Raw genomic sequence first — 16,248 nt, 5'->3', positions numbered from 1 at the left:
CGCCCCCACCTCCGTTCGATACACGAACGTATCCGATACACCGGTGCATCCACAGCCCCCGGCGACGGGAACTTCCCGGTCCTGGCCGAGACACCCGACGCACCGGCCCCGCCCGCCGCCGTCGGCTCCCGGCCGGGCGTGGAGGAAGGTCTCGCCGGCAGGCCGGGACCGTGGTTTCCCCGCCGGCGGTCCCGCTCGGCGGCCACGGGCGCGGGACGCGCGGGATCCGGGGGACGCGCCTCCCGTCCGGGATGCGCACCGCGTCCCCGGCCCGCACCCGCACCGGCTGCGCCACGCACGGAACCGTCCCGGGACGACGTCCCGGTCTGCTTTCCCGGCGCTCCGGCGGGAACGGCGGACCCGGGGCGGTCATGCGCGCAGGGGTACGGCAGATGGCCGACGGCACCCGCCTGGTGCACGGCTCCCACACCGACTGGGTGGTCCTCGGGGAGGGGACGCGCTCACCCTGATCGACACCGGACACCCCGGCGACCGCGAACAGCTCCTCGTCTCCCTGGCGGAGGCGGGCGGTTCACCCGAACCGGTCGCGGCCGTCCTCCTCACCCACGCCCACCCGGACCACCTGGGTTCCGCCGAGTACCCGCGGGCCACGTACGGCACGCCCGTGTACGCGCACGAGGCCGAAGTCCCCCGCGCCCGCCGGGACTTCCTCCGGCAGGTGACCGCCGGGCAGGCCCTGCGCGACATCCGGCGGCCGGGGGTGCTGCCCTGGGCCCTGCACGTGCTGCGCTCCGGCGGCACGGCGCACGTGCCGGTCGCCGCGCCCGGGCCGTTCCCGCGGTCCGGCCCGCAGGACCTGCCCGGCCGGCCGGTGCCCGTGCACACGCCCGGCCGCACCGACGGGCACCGCGTCTTCCGCCTCCCGCACCTCGGAGCGGTGGTGTCCGGCGACGCCCCGGTGAGCGCCCACCCGGTGTCCCGGCCCGACGGACCGCACCTGTTGCCCCGCATGTTCCACCACGAACGGGCGGCCGCCGTCGGATCGCCGGACGTCCCGGCCGGGCTGGAGGGCGACCCGGTGCTGCCCGGGCACGGCCCCGCGCACCGGGGATCCCTGAAGGGTGCGGCGGAGCCGGCCCGCGCGCGCACTAGGGTGAACGGACGACTGTCGGTGTGATCATCACTCCGAAGACGGCCGCCCGCGAGACGAGGACACCCGAGCCATGGCCCTGCAGATCAGCGCGACCAACCCGGAGCATCCCGCGCTCCTGCTGGAGCTGCCCTGGCACCTGCCGCTCCAGGAGTGGCCCGAACGGCACCTGGTGCCGCTGCCGCGCGGCATCTCCCGGCACGTGGTGCGCTACGCCCGCGCCGGCGACGAGGTGATCGCCGTCAAGGAACTCGCCCGGCGGCCCGCCCTGCGCGAGTACGAGCTGCTGCGCGACCTGGACCGGATCGGCATCCCCGCGGTGGACCCGCTCGCCGTGGTCACCGGCCGCGCGGGCACCGGCGGGGAGCCGTTGGAGAGCGTGCTGGTCACCCGGCACCTCGGCGGATCGATGCCGTACCGGTCGATGTTCGAGACCACGCTGCGCCCGGCGACCATGCACCGGCTGATGGACGCGCTCGCCGTGCTCCTGGTGCGGCTGCACCTCGCCGGGTTCGCCTGGGGCGACTGCTCCCTGTCCAACACCCTGTTCCGGCGGGACGCGGGTGCCTACGCCGCCTATCTGGTGGACGCCGAGACCGGTGAGCTGCACCCGGAGCTGAGCCCCGGTCAGCGCGCGTACGACCTGGACCTCGCCCGCGTGAACATCAGCGGCGAGCTGCTCGACCTGGAGGCCTCCGGGGCGCTGCACCCGTCCGTGGACCCCATCGAGTTCGGCACCGAGATCTGCGCCCGCTACGAGGGCCTCTGGCGGGAGCTGACCCGCACCTCCGTCTATCCGGCGGGCAAGTACCACTACATCGAGCGCCGGATCCGCAGGCTGAACGACCTGGGCTTCGACGTGGCCGAGATGCAGATCGAGCACGCCTCCACCGGGGACGCGGTCACCTTCGTGCCGAAGGTCGTCGACGCCGGGCACCACCAGCGCCAGCTGCTGCGCCTGACCGGGCTGGACGCCGAGGAGAACCAGGCCAGGCGGCTGCTGAACGACCTGGAGAGCTGGATGGCCACCCAGGAGGACCACGCCCCCCACGGCGCCCTGCCCGGCGCCCGCCCGGAGGTCCTCGCCCACCGCTGGGTGCGGGAGGTGTTCCGCCCGACCGTGCGTGCCGTGCCGCCCGGACTGCGCGGCGCGATGGACCAGGCGGAGATCTACCACGAACTCCTCGAGCACCGCTGGTACCTGTCCGAGCGGGCCCAGCACGACATCGGTCTCGACACGGCGGTCGAGGACTACATCAGGAACGTCCTGCCCGGGGCCCGGGAGACGCTGCGGCCCACGACCGACTGAGCCGGCCCGGGCCCGGCCGGCTCAGTCGTGCGGCACCACCGCCACCGGGCAGTCCGCGTGGTGCAGGACGCCGTGGGCGACCGAGCCGATCCGGGCCCCGACGGCACTGCGGCGCGCGCGGCGGCCGACGACCAGCAACTGGGCCGTGCCGGACACCGACAGCAGCACCTGCCCGGCGCTGCCCATCTCCACCTGTTCGACGACGCGCACCTGCGGGTAGCGCTCGCGCAGCGGGGCGAGGGCGTCCGACAGGGACTTCTGCTCGTACGGCTCCAGTCCGCCGGCCTCGTCCATGAGGCGCAGCGTGTCGGGGCTGTAGGCGAACATCGGCGGCAGGGCCCAGGCGCGTACGGCGCGCAGGGTGGCCCCCCGCGCGGCGGCGGCGGCGAAGGCGAATTCCAGCGCGGCGGCGCTGTCCTCCGGTTCGCCCTGCTGGCCGACGACGATCTCCCGTCCGGCGACCTCGCCGGACGGGGTGTCCCCGGCCCGTACGAACACCACGGGCCGCCGGGCCTCGACGATCACCTGCTGGCCGACCGAGCCGACCAGGAAGCCCATGATCCGCCCGTGCCCGCGGGAGCCGAGCACCAGCATCTCGGCGTTCGCGGCGGCGCCGGTCAGGGCTCCGACGGCCTCCCCCTCCAGGACGTCGGTGGTCACCTCGAGGGCGGGGTGCCGTTCGGTGACCCGGCGGACCGACTCGGCCACCGCGTCGCGCACCCACCGCTCCTGGGTGGCGGCGTCCCCGGCGTCGACCGCCTCGTGCGTCTGGAAGCGCCAGGCGTGCACCACCCGCAGCGGCCGTCCCCGCCGGACCGCTTCCCTCGCCGCCCAGGCCAGTCCGGCGAGGCTCTCCCCGGTTCCGTCGACCCCTGCCGTGATCGGGCGCGTCATGCGGTTCCTCCTGTGTCGTGTCCACTGGGCACATCCAGTCTTCCCCAACCTTCCTGCACGGCCCCGCCCCGGGAGCAGGTGGGGGTGGGCACGAGCGGTCCGGCGGCGCCGGGACGCCGGCGGGCCGGGCCCCGGCCTCGCGGGCGCCGGCGCGTACGGGACCCGGCTCCCCGGCGCCGGGTCCCGGGGGCCCTTGGCGGAAGCGGTTCCTCCGGGCGAGGATGCCCTCATGAAGGGTGATCTTTTTTCCAGCCGGCACATGGTGCAGCCCGCCTCGGCCCCGGGCATGACGGTCGAGAACACCAAATGCATCCGCTACGTGGTCGACGGCGAGATGCACGCCCGGCAGGGTGCGATGATCGCCTACCGCGGCGGACTCCAGTTCGAGCGCAAGGGCCAGGGCGTGGGCGGCATGCTCAAGCGCGCGGTGACCGGCGAGGGGCTGCCGTTGATGGCGGTCCGGGGGCAGGGCGAGGCCTGGTTCGCGCACGAGGCGCAGAACTGCTTCGTCGTCCAGGTCGAGGCCGGCGACGAGTTCACCGTCAACGGCCGCAACGTCCTGTGCTTCGACGCCACGCTGTCGTACCGCATCGCGACCGTGAAGGGCGCCGGCATCACCGGTGGCGGCCTGTTCAACAGCGTCTTCACGGGGCACGGCCTCCTGGGCCTGGTGTGCGAGGGCGAGCCGCTGGTCCTCCCGGTGTCCCCGCAGTCCCCGGTCCACGTCGACACGGACGCGGTCGTCGGCTGGACGGCGGGGCTGTCGACCTCCCTGCACCGCTCGCAGTCGCTCGGTTCGATGCTGCGCGGAGGTTCGGGCGAGGCGGTGCAACTGGTGCTGCGGGGCGAGGGGTACGTCGTCGTGCGGCCCAGCGAGGCCCAGCCGGCGAAGGCACAGCAGCACTGAGGTCCGCGCCCGACTACCCGCTCCGGCCCCGGGCGCGGCCGCGCCCGGGGCGCACCGTGTTGACCCCGGCGGCCCGGCCGGGTCAGGGTTCGTCCCGGCACGGATCACGTCCCCCGTGCCGGGAAGGGTGATCGTGGTGATCGGGATGGCGGAGATCGAGGCCGCGGCCGGGCGGATCGCCGGGCACGTGGTGCGGACGCCGACGGTGCCGAGCCCCGGGCTGTCGGCGCTGCTGGGCGCCCCGGTCACGGCGAAGCTGGAACTGCTGCAGCGCACCGGCTCGTTCAAGGTACGCGGCGCGGTGGCGAAGCTGCTGTCGCTGAGCGGGGCGGAGCGGGCCGCCGGGGTCGTGGCGGTGAGCGGCGGCAACCACGGGATCGCCGTCGCGGTCATGGCTGCCGCCCTCGACGTCAAGGCCACGGTGGTGATGCCGAGGTCGGCGCCCGCCCGGTCGGTGGAGATCGCGGAGACCGCCGGTGCGTCGGTGCGGCTGGCCGACGACATGGACGGCGCGTTCGCGCTGACGGCACGGCTCCGGCAGGAGGGACTGACCCTCGTCCACCCCTTCGACGACCCGGTGGTGATCGCCGGACAGGGCACCGTGGGGCTGGAGTTCGCCGACGACGCCGGTGACCTGACCGACGTCCTGGTGAGCATCGGGGGCGGCGGGCTGATCTCCGGTGTGGCGGCGGCGCTGCGGGCCCGGCGGCCCGGGATCCGGGTCTGGGGGGTGGAGACGGAGGGCGCCCGGGCGATGTCCGAGGCCCTCGCGGCGGGCGGGCCGGTGCCGGTCGGGCTGTCCTCGATCGTCTCCACGCTCAGCGCCCCGGCGGTGTCGCGGCTGACGTACGAGCACGTGTCGGAGCTGGTCGCCGAGGTGCTGGTGGTGTCCGACCGGGAGGCCGTGCAGGGTTCGCTCGACCTGGCGGACCATGCCAAGGTGTGGGCCGAGCCGGCCGCGGGCTGCCTGCTGCCCGCCGCGCGACGGGTGCTGGAGCGGGTCGGCGAGGGGGCCGGGATCGGGCTGGTGGTGTGCGGGGGCAACGCGGCCACCGGTGACGTGGCCGCCTGGGCCTCCCGCTTCGGGCTGCGCTGAGCCTCCCTGCCGGGCCCCCGCCCGTGACGTCCCGTCCTGACGCCCCGTCATGACGTCCTGTCCGTCGCCCTCCCCCGGTGCGGAACCGGTCCCGGGAGCCGGTCCCGGGTCTGACCGAAGGACAGGAATGCGCCGGAGCCGGGATTCGGGCGCCGCCGCTTGAACGAAGGCCGTGCGGCCCCGCGTATCCACTGGGTGCGGCGGACAGCAGCGGCTTCGACGAGGGAGGGCCATGGGCAGGGCACACGTCTCCACACACCGGCCGGTCGCCGGGCGGTACCGGCTGGTCGAGATCATCCACCGCGAGACCAACCACGTCTGCTGGTACGCCGACGACCTCGGGACGGACCGCCCCTGCCTCGTCACCCAGGTCGCGCTGCCCGGGGGGCCGGGCGGGGCCGTGCGTCACGCCCCCTCCCACGTCCTGCGGACGACCGGGGTGATGGCGCGGCGGTGCCCCGGCCGGATCGCGGCGGTCGTCGACTCCGTCCACGAGGACGGCTTCCTGTGGACCGCCGCCACCTGGATCGACGGCACTCCTCTCGGTGAACTCCTCTCCGAGCGGGGCCCGTTCACCTTCGCCCGGGCCGCGCGCATCGGGCTGGAGCTGCTCGACGTACTGGACGCCGCGCACGGCGCGGGCGTGATCCACGGCGAACTCGGCCCCGGCCAGGTGTTCGTGCGGGAGACCGGCCCGGTCGTGGTCGCCGGCTTCGGCCTGGCGGGCACCGGCCCGGCCCTCCGGCTCACGGCGCCGTCCTACGCGGCGCCGGAGCAGGCCCGTGGCGAGGGCGCCGGGCCCGCGGCGGACCTGTGGGCGCTGGGCGCGCTCCTCCACACGATGGTCGAGGGGCGCCCGCCCTTCCGCGACCGGGGGCGGGTGGAGGCCACGCTGAAGGGGGTGGACCGGTTGCCGTTGCGCGCGCCCCTGCGGGCGGGACCGCTCACCCCGGTCGTCCAGGGGCTGCTGTGCAAGGACGCGACGGAACGGCCGACCGGGCAGGAGGTCCGCGAGGCGCTCGGCCGGGTGCTCGCGGAGGAGGACTCCGGCACGGTCCCCGGAGCCGTGCCGGGCCGTCTTCCGCCGCGCCGCGCGTACCCCGCCCTCCTCGAAGGCCTCGGCCGTGCCGGGAGCGGACGGCCGGCGGTCCTCGGCACCGGGCTGGCCGTGGCCGCCGTCGCGGTCGCCGTGCTCGTCGCGGTCGTCCGGGAGCCGCCCGGGGACTCCGGGGCCGCCGGCGCGCCGGGCGCGCCCCCCGCCTCCGCCGCGGTTCCGGCCGCTCCCCCGGACGTGCCACAGTCGTCAGGGACGTCCGGCGGTCCGGATGACCGCAACGGCCGGGGCGGGCCGGCGCCGGTCCCGTCCGCCCCCGCTCCGTCGGGGTCGGGGGACCTGCCGCCCGGCTACGGGCTGCTGCGGGCGCCGGAGGGCTTCTCCGTCGCGCTCCCCGAGGACTTCGAACGCCTCGACACCTCCCGCGTCTCCGGCCTGGCCTACCGCGTCACCTTCGGCCCGCAGGACGGCACCCGCACCCTCGCGGTCACCTACAGCGAACGGGTGGGGGACGACCCGGTCGCCGTGTGGCGGGACGACGTGGAACCGCCCCTGGAACGGACCACCGGATACGCGCGGATCGGCGCGATCCGCGCGACCACGTACCAGGGGCGCGAGGCCGCCGACATGGAGTGGCTCTCGGCGGACGACGGCGCCCGGGTGCGCACCTTCGGCCGCGGGTTCCTGCTGGGCGGTGGGCGCGGCTTCTCGCTGCGCTGGACGACCCCGGCCGCCGACTGGACGGAGCCCGCGAACCGGGAGGCGCTACGGACGTTCCTGCGGACGTTCCGGCCGTCCTCGGGCCGGGACTGAGCCGCGCGGTGCGCGCAGCCGGTGCAGGGGGCCCGGGCTCAGCGGACGGGTGTGCCAGTGTGCCGTGAAGGTCCCGTCCGTGAGGGAGCAGGTGACCCCGAGGCGGTGCGGGGTCTCCAGGAACACCACGTCCGCGGCGAAGGTGGCGTCGTCGGTCCAGCCGCCGCTCACCGCGGCCGGGCAGGGCCGCTCCGAGACCGTCCACCCCTCGTCGCCGAGCGGCAGGTCGAGGCGGTGGCCGTCCTCCACGAGGCTCAGCGTCCGGCGTCCGCCGGCGTCCGCCGTCACCTCGACGGCGGTGAGCGTCCGCTGCTCCGCGCAGTGCCCGCCGTGCGGGGTGAAGCGTGCGGCGGACCGGTGCCGCGCCCGCTCCGGCGGTACCGGTCCGCCCGCGGCCGGCGGCAGGGCCAGGCGGGCGAGACGCTCGCCGAGGGCCCGGTCCTCGGCGTCCCGCCCGGTGAGCGGGCCGGGCCGGAAAGCCGGTACGAGGTGCTGCCAGACCAGGTCCAGGTAGCGCTGCATCTGCTCGGTGGCCGCCGTCGTGGCGATCACCGCGCCGTGTTCGGGCAGGACGAGGCAGAACTGTCCGTACGCCCCGTCGCCCCGGAATCCGTGCCGGGACGTCCAGAACTGGAAGCCGTAGCCCAGGTCCCAGTCCTGCCGGCCGCTCCTCCCCATCGCCCCGGCGGTCGGTATGTGCGCGCGCGAGGCCCTGGCGACCCATCCCTCCGGCAGCAGGCGCTTGCCCTCCCACATCCCGTCGTCGGCGTACAGCAGTCCCAGCCGGGCGATGGCGTCGGTGGTGGCGTGCAGTCCGCTGAAGCCGAGCTCACGACCGGTGCGGTCGCGCTGCCACAGCGCCTCGCCGATGCCGAGCGGATCCAGCAGGCGGGGCCGCAGCCAGTCGGTGAGCGACTGTCCCGTCCGCCGCTGCACGATCGCGGCGAGCGTGTACGTGCAGGGCTGGTTGTAGGCGAAGACCGTGCCGGGGTCGCGGTCGGGCGGTTGCAGCAGGAACCCGCGGACCGGCTCGGCGGGGTCGGTCGCGTAGGCCGCGTCCACGGTCTCGGTCTCGTGGCCGCTCGCCATCGACGCCACGTGCCGGACCAGCATCGCCCGGCTGCGCGGGTCGGTGATGTCCGCCTCGAACTCGGGGAAGTACGAGACGACCGGGGCGTCGAAGTCGATCAGCCCCTCGGCCTCGGCGAGGGCGGCGGCGGTGGCCGTGAAGCTCTTGCTGAGCGAGTACAGCAGGTGCGGCCGTCCGGAGGTGTACGGAGCCCACCAGCCGGCGGCGGCCTGCCGGCCGTGGCGCAGGATCATCAGGCTGTGCGGCTCGATGTCCGGGGCGTCGTCGAGGGCGTCGAGGAAGGCGTGGACACCAAAGGCGTCGACGCCCAGTGCGGCGGGGGCGCCGGTGGGCAGGGGGTGAGCAGTCATGGGAGGGATCATGCCCGGCCGCCCGGACTCGAAGNNCTTCGAGTCCGGGCGGCCGGCGGACCGGCACGGGGCAGGACGGAGTGGGACGGGGTGGGACGACGTGGGACGGCGTGGGACGGATCAATCGTCCGATCGGCTGAGCATTCTTCGCTCCTTCGGGGTAGGAGAGGGCCCTACGCCGTAGAAGCAGGAGGCCTTTCGTGAACTCGTCGCTGCACAAGACTTTGGTGGTGGAGCTCCGGGCGGGCGTCACGGACCGTTTTCCCGTGCTCGCCCACCTGAGCTACGACCCCGCCGACCCGTTCGCGGTCACGCTGGTCTTCAGCCACGACGGCCGGGTCCTGGCGCGCTGGCAGCTCGACCGCGAGATGCTCGCCGACGGTCTCACCCGCCCGGTCGGGATCGGTGACGTGCGGCTGCGCCCGGAGTCCAGAGGGGTGGGGCGCGAGCTGCGCATGGAGTTCCTCGGCGAGCACCACGCCGACGGCGGCCGGCACCACGCGGTGGTGTTCGCCTGGGCCGAGGCCGTCGGGGACTTCCTGGGCCTCACCTTCCGCTCGGTCCCGCCCGGCCGTGAGGAGACCCGCCTCGACGACTTCCTCACGGAGGTCCTCACGGGCCGCTGAGCCGCGGCCCCCCGGGCCCTCCCCCGGCCCGGTGGACCCGTGACTGCGTGCCTCACGGGATCGTGTGCCGGTGCCGGATCCACATCGGGAGCACGAACCAGCACAGCAGGTACCAGGCCACCACTCCGGTGACCAGGTACGGGACGAAGCCGTCGCGGGTGGCGACCCGCAGGATCAGCAGCAGTGCGACGCAGGTGGTGGCGAGCAGCAGGACGAGGCCGAACAGGGTCAGCCGGGAGGCCCACCGGACGGCCTGCGGTTTGACGCTCCGCCCGGCCACCAGCCGGTGCAGCGAGACGGGGCCGATCAGTGCTCCGGTGGCGCAGGCGCCGAGGACGACCGTGATGATGTAGATCGTCCGGTCGATGTCGGACAGCTCCTCGTACTTGGGCGTGAACACGACGGTCAGCAGGAAGCCGAAGAGGATCTGGACGCCCGTCTGGGCGACGCGGACCTCCTGGATGAGCTCCTGCCACATCCGGTCCGCCCGCTCCTCCGCGGTTTCGTCGCGGCCCCTGCGCCCGCTCCTGTCCTGCTGCGTGTGCGACACGGTGCGCCTCCTGGATGAAGGGCGGCCTCGGCCCGTCTCCCCAGAGTGCCCGCCGTCCGGGGCGCCCGCCGCCCCACGGCCGCGCTCGGGCGGGCGCCCGCCGGATGCCTCACCGGCGGGCGCCCGCCCCGGTCCTTCACCGCCGGGCCGCCGCCCGGCGCGTCACCAGCGGCCCTCCACCTGGTCCTTGATCCGCCGCTCGTACAGGTCGTCGATCGCGGTGAGTGTCCGCTCGGACAGCTCCGGGAGCCGGGCGGCGTGCGCGTTGGCACGGGCCTGTTCGGGCGAGCGGGCACCGGGGATGACGGTGGTGACGCCGGGCTGGCGGACGATCCAGCGCAGGGCCAGCTGGGCCGGGGTGTATCCCTCGGGGGCGAGCGCGGCGAACTCCGCCGCGGCTTCGACGCCGGTCGCGTAGTCGACGCCGGAGAAGGTCTCGCCCTGGTCGAAGGACTCGCCGTGCCGGTTGAAGGTGCGGTGGTCGTTCTCGGGGAAGACGGTGTCCTTGGTGTACCTGCCGGACAGCAGGCCCGAGGCGAGCGGGACGCGGGCGATGACGCCGACGCCCGCCGCGCGGGCCGCCGGGAGCACCTCGCGCAGCGGCTTCATGCGGAACGGGTTGAGGATGATCTGCACGCTCGCCACGTTCGGCCGGGCGATCGCGGCCAGGGCCTCCGCGCAGGTCTCCACGCTGACCCCGTAGGCGGCGACCCGCTCCTCGGCGACCAGGGTGTCGAGGGCGTCGAAGACCTCGTCGGTGGAGTACACGGAGGTCGGCGGGCAGTGCAGCTGCACCAGGTCGACGCGGTCGACGCCGAGGTTGCGGCGCGAGCGGTCGTTCCACGCGCGGAAGTTGTCCAGCACGTAGTTCTCCGGGATCTGTTCGACCCGGCGGCCCATCTTGGTGGCGACCAGTACGTGCAGATCGGGCCGTCCGCTCAGGAACGACGCGATGGTCTGCTCGCTGCGTCCGTCGCCGTACACGTCGGCGGTGTCGAAGAAGGTGACCCCGGACTCGGCGGCGGCCTCCAGGACCGCGAGGGCCTGCTTGTCGTCGACGTCTCCCCAGTCCGCTCCGAGTTGCCAGGTGCCGAGACCGATCACGGAGGCGTGCTGGCCCGACCTGTCGAATGTGCGCTCGTCCATGGCGTCAGTCTGTCATCCGTCCCGGCCGGGCGCGGGAGGGGCGGCCCCGGACACCGGTCCGCCGCGGGGAGGGAGCGCCCGCGCGGGACTCCGGCCGCGGTGGGGACGCGGTCGCGCGCCGCGGGTCCGCGGGGTCCGGGCCCGGCCGTGCTCAGGCGCTCTCGGCGGTGCGGCACGCGGGGTGGCCCCAGCCGCTGTCGTTCCTGGCGATGGACTCGCCCGCCGCGTAGGGCCGGCCGCAGAGGCAGCGGCCCGGGAACTTCGCCTTGATCGTGCGGTTCGAGGAGCCGCCGCGCGGACGGGACGCCGTCTTCGTCCCGGTGGACCTGCGCTTGGCGGCACCGGCGGCCGGGGTGTCCGGGGAGGGCGGCGGCTCGGGCGAGCCCGCGTCGCTGCCCGCGTCCTGCTGGGCGACGGCCGCCTGACTGGCGGCGCGGTCGGCGAAGTCGTTGAGGCGGTCCCCGTCGGCCTGGTGGGCCGGGACGTAGCGGAACTCGACCGAGCGGCCCTGCAGGAGCCCGTCGATGCTGACGACGAGTTCCTGGTTGGCGACCGGTTTGCCCGCCGCCGTCCGCCAGCCGTTGCGCTTCCAGCCGGGCAGCCAGGTGGTGACCGCCTTCATCGCGTACTGCGAGTCCATCCGGACCTCGAGCGGCACGTCGGGGTCGGTCGCCGCCAGCAGCCGCTCCAGCGCGGTGAGTTCGGCGACGTTGTTGGTGGCTCTGCCGAGTGCGCCCGCCTGCCAGCGGACCGGGGTCTCGGAGGCGTCGGCGATCACCCAGGCCCAGGCGGCGGGTCCGGGGTTTCCCTTGGAAGCCCCGTCGCACGCGGCCACAACACGTTCACGCATGCGCTCGATCATGCCATGGCCGGGCGGGGTGCCCGGTCACGCGGTACGCCTGCCCGGGAGAGCCCGCGGGACCGCTCCCCGGGGCGGTCCGAGCGGGCCGGGAGGCCCGGTCAGTCGTCCGGCGCGTCGGCGGCGCCGGGCGTCCCGCCCTCCGGAGGCGTGACGTCGATCACCGAGAAGCTCGCGCCCTGCGGGTCGCTCAGGGCGGCGAACCGCCCGAAGGGAGTGGTGATCGGCCCGAAGTGCAGGGTGCCGCCCCGCTCGGTGGCCCTGGCCGCCGCCTCGTCGCAGCTCTCGACGGCGAAGTAGACGTTCATGTACGACGGCACCTCGGGCGGGAAGTCCTCCGTCATCCCCATCCGGCCGAGCACGGCCTCCCGGCCGAGCTCGTAGAGCCGGAAGTCGACCGCCTCGTCCTCGAGCTGCCTCGACCCGTAGGAGAAGACGGCGGGGAAGAACACGTCGGTCTTCTCCGGCTGCCGGGTGCAGATCTCCGCCCAGCAGTACGCGCCGGGCACGCCGGTCGCGCCGAAGCCCTCGTGGGTGCCGGCCTGCCAGAGGCCGAAGAGGGTGCCACCGGGTTCGCGGGCCAGGCACATCGTGCCGAAGTCGCCGACCCTCATCGGCTCCACCAGCACCTCGCCGCCGTTGTCCCGGACGCGGACGGCGGTGGCGGCGGCGTCCCGGACCGCGAGATAGAGGCACCACTGCGAGGGGCCCTCCTGGCCGGGCATGGGCGGGACGACGGCCGCCACCGCCCTGCCGTCGGCGTAGGCCTGGGTGTAGTTGCCGAACTCCGGGGGCGCCTCGCCGAAGGTCCAGCCGAGGACGTCTCCGTAGAAATCCTTGGCCCCTTCGACGTCGTTGAACATCGCGTCGGCCCAGCAGGGCGTCCCCTCGCGCTGTGCGGCCATGACGGCGTGCCCTCTCCGGACGGCTGGTCGGTCCCTGTCCTCACGCTAATCACCCCGGCCCGAGCCCGCCCGCCGAACCGCCCCGACCACGGTGAACGGCCTGTCCTGAAGTGCTCTTTCCCCGCGGACCGGGCCGTGCTTGCCTGGGCCGTTCCGGGCCGGGCGGGGTGGGAGTCGTACATGCGCAAGTCGTGGGTCGCGGGAGCGGCGCTGGCCGCCGTGCTGCTCGGTGCGTGCGGCGACCCGTCGTCCGGGCCGTCCGCCGGGCCGCCGGCCGTCCCCGAGGCGTCGGCCACCACGCACCAGCGGATCGCGGCCTCCCCGGGGACGGCTCCCTCCGGGTCCCCCTCCCCCGGTACCGCCTCGCCGTCCCGCACCGGGTCCGGGAGGCCGCCCGCCGTGCTGTACCTCGGCGACTCCCTCGCGATGGAGAACCAGGAGGTCCTCGGGCGGGAGCTGCGCGGGAGCCTGCGCGCGCGGTACACCAGCGCGCCCTACTCGGGCACCACCCTGTGCGACTACCTGGAGGGTTCGGCGGAGCGGTCCCTGGTCCCGGCGGCGGACAAGGCGGCGGCGCTGGTGCGCTCGCTGCGGCCGGACTACGTGGTGCTGCAGTTCTGGGGCAACTCCTGGGGTTACACCCCCTGCATGGACGGGATCACCTACGACGCCGCCCGCGAGCGGTACCTGGAACGGTACGCGGCCGACGCGCGGCGCCTCACCGAGCAGATCGCGGCGGCCGGCGCGGCCCGGCCGCCGCGCGTCGTCTGGGTGCTGCAGGGGCCCGATCCGGTCACTCCCGACCGGGTGCGCCGGGTGAACGCGCTCTACGAGGAGCTGGCCGCCGCCCCGAGCGGCCTCCTGGCCGACGCGGGCGGGGCGGTGAGTCCGGCGGGGGCGCGCTACACCTGGTCGCAGCACCTGCCCTGCAACGCCTACGAGCGGGCCCACCCCGAGTACTGCACCCAGCGGGACCGCGACCGGACGGCCCTGCACCGGGACGACGACTACCTGCACTTCTGTCTGGCGCCCACGACGTCGACGCCGAAGCCCTGCCCGGTCCGCTCGCCCGGCATCCTGCGCATGGCGCGGGAGATCACCCGGGTGATCGGGGAGCACGTCCGCGGGCGCTGACGGGACGAGGCGTCCCGGCGCCGGCGGGACGGGGCGGGGCTCGCGCGGCGGGACGGGGCCGTTCCCGCCGCCCGCCCCGCCGCGCGCCGTCGGTCACCCGCCCGCGTGGGCCCTCTCCAGCGCGGCGATGTCGAGCTTGCCCATCGCCAGCATGGCCTTCATGGCGCGGGCCGCCTTCCGGCGGTCCGGGTCGGTGATCAGCTCGGTCAGCCGGGCGGGGACGACCTGCCAGGACAGCCCGAACCGGTCCTTGAGCCAGCCGCAGGGCCCGTGTTCGCCGCCTCCCTCGACGAGCTTGTCCCAGTAGAAGTCGACCTCGTCCTGGCCGGCGCACTCGATCTGCAGGGAGACCGCCTCGGTGAACCTGAACTCGGGTCCGCCGTTCAGCGCGACGAACCTCTGGCCGTTGGCCGTGAAGTCCACGGTGAGGACGGAGCCCTCGGGCCCGGGTCCGGCCTCGGTGTACCGCAGGGTGCGGCCGAGGCCGGAGTCCTCGAACACGGACACGTAGAAGTCCGCGGCCTCCTCGGCCCGGCCGTCGAACCAGAGACACGTGGTGAATCCGTCGGTGGTCATGCATGCCTCCCGGGGTGGGGAACGCGGTCACCGGTGTCGACCGGTCCGGGCCCCGGAACTCATCGGCCGGCGGCCGAACCGCCTCCGGGCCGCCCGGGGCCCGGGGGTGGTTCGGGCCGGGAGGGGCCTCTGCCCGTGGCGAATCTGCCACGGGCAGAGAAATCCCCGCGGGCCCCCGCGGCCGGTCGAGAGTGAAGGGGCGCGGTCGCACCGGCCGCGCACCGACGAACGGCACGGGCGCGCCGGCACACGGCCGGACAGCCCCCACCGACACCCACGGGAGCGCCGATGTCCTTACTCATCACCGGACCCGCCGCCGGCCCCGCCGGCCGGCCACCGGCCCCGCTGCCCCGGGCCGAGGAGGGCGACACCCCTCCGACCCGGTTCGACGACCATCTGGCCGCCCAGCTCCTCGCCCAGCGGATCGTCCTGCTCGGGACGCAGGTCGACGAGGTCTCCGCCAACCGGGTGTGCGCGCAGCTGCTCATCCTGTCGGCGGAGGACCCGCGCACCGACATCGGCCTGTACGTCAACAGCCCCGGCGGATCCGTGCACGCGGGCCTGGCGATCTACGACACGATGCGGCTGATCCCCAACGACGTCTCGACGCTCGCCATGGGGTTCGCGGCCAGCATGGGCCAGTTCCTGCTGAGCGTGGGCGCGCCGGGCAAGCGGTTCGCCCTGCCCCACGCGCGGATCATGATGCATCAGCCCTCCGCCGGCATCGGCGGCACCACCGCCGACATCGAGATCCAGGCGGAGAACCTGGAGTTCACCAAGCGGACGATCGAGCGGATCACCGCCGAGCACACCGGTCAGTCCGTGGAGACCGTCTCCAGGGACGGCGACCGCGACCGCTGGTTCACGGCCGAGGAGGCCAGGGAGTACGGGATGGTGGACCGGGTGGTGGAGTCGCTCGCCGACGTCCGCCCGGCCGCGACACGACGCAGGGCGGGGCTGTGACGATGGGGACGTACACGATTCCGAACGTCGTCGAGCGCACCCCGCGGGGCGAGCGGTCCTACGACGTGTTCAGCAGGCTGCTGTCCGAGCGGATCATCTTCCTCGGTACCGAGATCGACGACGGCGTCGCCAACGTCGTCGTCGCACAGCTCCTCCATCTGGAGTCGTCGGCCCCGGAGAGCGAGATCGCGGTCTACATCAACTCCCCGGGCGGCTCCTACACCTCGCTCATGGCGGTCTACGACACGATGACGTTCGTGCGGGCGCCGATCTCGACGTACTGCGTCGGGCAGGCCGCGTCCACCGCGGCGGTGCTCCTGGCCGGCGGGGACCCGGGGCGCCGGTTCGTGCTGGAGCACGCGCGCGTGCTCCTCGGCCAGCCGGCCGCGGGCGGGCAGCGGGGCACGGTCTCCGACCTGTCGCTCCGGGCCAAGGAGATGCTGCGGATCCGCGCCCAGGTGGAGGAGGTCCTGTCCCGGCACACGCACCACGACGTGGCGACCCTGCGGGCGGACATGGACCGCGACAAGGTGTTCACCGCGCGGGAGGCCGTGGCGTACGGCCTGGCCGACGAGGTGCTGAGCCGGCGCCTCACGGACGGGTGAGGCGCCGGCCCGGGCACGGGCGCGCCGGGATCAGGCGGCCAGGCACAGTCCGTCGTACGGGGCGCGGGCCGTGCTCCGGCCCGCGGGAGCCGCCCGGCCGGTGAGGCGGACGAGTTCCCCCTGGGCCCGGGACAGCAGGTCGCCCAGGCTCAGACCGAGGGCGCGGGCGGCGGCCGCGAGGACCTCCGAGGAGGCCTCCTTGCGGCCCCGCTCCACCTCCGACAGGTAGGGCATGGAGATCCGGGCCGTGTCGGCGACGT

Annotated in this window: 16 protein-coding genes and 1 pseudogene; 9 read left to right on the top strand and 8 right to left on the bottom strand. The window is 74.8% G+C overall.

The features are described 5' to 3' along the window. Positions 1–371: 371 nt before the first annotated feature. Positions 372–1,138, top strand: a pseudogene (locus tag AOK18_RS19285) (MBL fold metallo-hydrolase). A 46-nt stretch (positions 1,139–1,184) separates the two neighbouring features. Further along, positions 1,185–2,420 carry a DUF4032 domain-containing protein gene (locus AOK18_RS19280; protein WP_055571584.1) on the top strand — a complete coding sequence of 412 codons (1,236 nt, stop codon included), beginning with the start codon at positions 1,185–1,187 and terminating at the stop codon, positions 2,418–2,420. A 21-nt stretch (positions 2,421–2,441) separates the two neighbouring features. On the opposite strand, the gene AOK18_RS19275 is transcribed toward AOK18_RS19280, so the two are convergent. Continuing rightward, positions 2,442–3,314 (bottom strand): universal stress protein, encoded by an 873-nt coding sequence (locus tag AOK18_RS19275; protein WP_055571585.1) that lies wholly within the window; start codon positions 3,312–3,314, stop codon positions 2,442–2,444. Between the two features lie 229 nt (positions 3,315–3,543). On the opposite strand from AOK18_RS19275, the gene AOK18_RS19270 reads away from it, so the two are divergent. From AOK18_RS19270 to AOK18_RS19260, 3 genes are all read left to right on the top strand, one after another. Beyond that, positions 3,544–4,221, top strand: a complete 678-nt coding sequence (locus tag AOK18_RS19270) for an AIM24 family protein (RefSeq protein WP_055695169.1) — start codon at positions 3,544–3,546, stop codon at positions 4,219–4,221. A gap of 136 nt (positions 4,222–4,357) precedes the next feature. Then, positions 4,358–5,317 (top strand): threonine/serine dehydratase family protein, encoded by a 960-nt coding sequence (locus AOK18_RS19265; protein WP_055695171.1) that lies wholly within the window; start codon positions 4,358–4,360, stop codon positions 5,315–5,317. A gap of 232 nt (positions 5,318–5,549) precedes the next feature. Next, the gene (locus tag AOK18_RS19260; protein ID WP_055695168.1) at positions 5,550–7,184 is read left to right on the top strand and encodes a serine/threonine-protein kinase; all 1,635 of its coding nucleotides are present in this window, start codon (positions 5,550–5,552) and stop codon (positions 7,182–7,184) included. Here the strand turns inward: AOK18_RS19260 and AOK18_RS19255 are convergent. Then, on the bottom strand, positions 7,137–8,624 hold the full coding sequence (locus AOK18_RS19255) for a serine hydrolase domain-containing protein (protein ID WP_055571588.1): 1,488 nt from the start codon (positions 8,622–8,624) through the stop codon (positions 7,137–7,139). The genes AOK18_RS19260 and AOK18_RS19255 overlap by 48 nt on opposite strands. A 200-nt stretch (positions 8,625–8,824) precedes the next feature. Here AOK18_RS19255 and AOK18_RS19250 point away from each other — a divergent pair, with 200 nt between their 5' ends. Further along, positions 8,825–9,250 carry an SsgA family sporulation/cell division regulator gene (locus AOK18_RS19250; protein WP_055574118.1) on the top strand — a complete coding sequence of 142 codons (426 nt, stop codon included), beginning with the start codon at positions 8,825–8,827 and terminating at the stop codon, positions 9,248–9,250. A gap of 52 nt (positions 9,251–9,302) precedes the next feature. On the opposite strand, the gene AOK18_RS19245 is transcribed toward AOK18_RS19250, so the two are convergent. From AOK18_RS19245 to AOK18_RS19230, 4 genes are all read right to left on the bottom strand, one after another. Next, on the bottom strand, positions 9,303–9,800 hold the full coding sequence (locus AOK18_RS19245; RefSeq protein WP_055574117.1) for a DUF6328 family protein: 498 nt from the start codon (positions 9,798–9,800) through the stop codon (positions 9,303–9,305). A gap of 162 nt (positions 9,801–9,962) precedes the next feature. Then, the gene (locus AOK18_RS19240; protein ID WP_055574116.1) at positions 9,963–10,946 is read right to left on the bottom strand and encodes an aldo/keto reductase; all 984 of its coding nucleotides are present in this window, start codon (positions 10,944–10,946) and stop codon (positions 9,963–9,965) included. 151 nt (positions 10,947–11,097) lie between these two features. Continuing rightward, complete coding sequence (locus AOK18_RS19235) at positions 11,098–11,808, bottom strand: ribonuclease H family protein (RefSeq protein ID WP_074994667.1); 711 nt, start codon at positions 11,806–11,808, stop codon at positions 11,098–11,100. 98 nt (positions 11,809–11,906) lie between these two features. Beyond that, positions 11,907–12,710, bottom strand: coding sequence for a VOC family protein (locus AOK18_RS19230; RefSeq protein WP_055574306.1), 804 nt, complete (start codon positions 12,708–12,710; stop codon positions 11,907–11,909). 180 nt (positions 12,711–12,890) lie between these two features. On the opposite strand from AOK18_RS19230, the gene AOK18_RS19225 reads away from it, so the two are divergent. Further along, complete coding sequence (locus AOK18_RS19225) at positions 12,891–13,844, top strand: SGNH/GDSL hydrolase family protein (protein WP_055574305.1); 954 nt, start codon at positions 12,891–12,893, stop codon at positions 13,842–13,844. 93 nt (positions 13,845–13,937) lie between these two features. On the opposite strand, the gene AOK18_RS19220 is transcribed toward AOK18_RS19225, so the two are convergent. Continuing rightward, positions 13,938–14,420 carry a VOC family protein gene (locus AOK18_RS19220; RefSeq protein WP_055574304.1) on the bottom strand — a complete coding sequence of 161 codons (483 nt, stop codon included), beginning with the start codon at positions 14,418–14,420 and terminating at the stop codon, positions 13,938–13,940. A 288-nt stretch (positions 14,421–14,708) separates the two neighbouring features. On the opposite strand from AOK18_RS19220, the gene AOK18_RS19215 reads away from it, so the two are divergent. Both AOK18_RS19215 and AOK18_RS19210 read left to right on the top strand, forming a co-directional pair. Further along, a complete protein-coding gene (locus AOK18_RS19215) occupies positions 14,709–15,383 on the top strand; it encodes an ATP-dependent Clp protease proteolytic subunit (RefSeq protein ID WP_055574303.1) in 675 nt (224 codons plus the stop codon). Positions 15,384–15,385: 2 nt separating this feature from the next. Next, positions 15,386–15,988, top strand: a complete 603-nt coding sequence (locus tag AOK18_RS19210) for a ClpP family protease (RefSeq protein WP_055574302.1) — start codon at positions 15,386–15,388, stop codon at positions 15,986–15,988. 30 nt (positions 15,989–16,018) lie between these two features. Here AOK18_RS19210 and AOK18_RS19205 read toward each other — a convergent pair. Next, positions 16,019–16,248, bottom strand: a 230-nt coding sequence (locus AOK18_RS19205; protein ID WP_157865127.1) for a helix-turn-helix domain-containing protein, incomplete at its 5' end; no start/stop codon positions are given.

Origin of the sequence: Streptomyces prasinopilosus, from assembly GCF_001419695.1 — a bacterium.
GTDB classification, from domain to species: domain Bacteria; phylum Actinomycetota; class Actinomycetes; order Streptomycetales; family Streptomycetaceae; genus Streptomyces; species Streptomyces prasinopilosus.
Note: the sequence above shows the minus strand (reverse complement) of the source record. Positions and strands in the feature narration are given on the sequence as shown.

Excerpts from the sequence above, each read along its gene's own strand:
- AOK18_RS19280 (WP_055571584.1), top strand. The coding sequence starts at position 1,185 with ATGGCCCTGCAGATCAGCGCGACCAACCCGGAGCATCCCGCGCTCCTG.
- AOK18_RS19275 (WP_055571585.1), bottom strand. The coding sequence starts at position 3,314 with ATGACGCGCCCGATCACGGCAGGGGTCGACGGAACCGGGGAGAGCCTC.
- AOK18_RS19270 (WP_055695169.1), top strand. The coding sequence starts at position 3,544 with ATGAAGGGTGATCTTTTTTCCAGCCGGCACATGGTGCAGCCCGCCTCG.
- AOK18_RS19260 (WP_055695168.1), top strand. The coding sequence starts at position 5,550 with ATGGGCAGGGCACACGTCTCCACACACCGGCCGGTCGCCGGGCGGTAC.
- AOK18_RS19255 (WP_055571588.1), bottom strand. The coding sequence starts at position 8,624 with ATGACTGCTCACCCCCTGCCCACCGGCGCCCCCGCCGCACTGGGCGTC.
- AOK18_RS19240 (WP_055574116.1), bottom strand. The coding sequence starts at position 10,946 with ATGGACGAGCGCACATTCGACAGGTCGGGCCAGCACGCCTCCGTGATC.
- AOK18_RS19235 (WP_074994667.1), bottom strand. The coding sequence starts at position 11,808 with ATGATCGAGCGCATGCGTGAACGTGTTGTGGCCGCGTGCGACGGGGCT.
- AOK18_RS19230 (WP_055574306.1), bottom strand. The coding sequence starts at position 12,710 with ATGGCCGCACAGCGCGAGGGGACGCCCTGCTGGGCCGACGCGATGTTC.
- AOK18_RS19225 (WP_055574305.1), top strand. The coding sequence starts at position 12,891 with ATGCGCAAGTCGTGGGTCGCGGGAGCGGCGCTGGCCGCCGTGCTGCTC.
- AOK18_RS19220 (WP_055574304.1), bottom strand. The coding sequence starts at position 14,420 with ATGACCACCGACGGATTCACCACGTGTCTCTGGTTCGACGGCCGGGCC.
- AOK18_RS19215 (WP_055574303.1), top strand. The coding sequence starts at position 14,709 with ATGTCCTTACTCATCACCGGACCCGCCGCCGGCCCCGCCGGCCGGCCA.
- AOK18_RS19210 (WP_055574302.1), top strand. The coding sequence starts at position 15,386 with ATGGGGACGTACACGATTCCGAACGTCGTCGAGCGCACCCCGCGGGGC.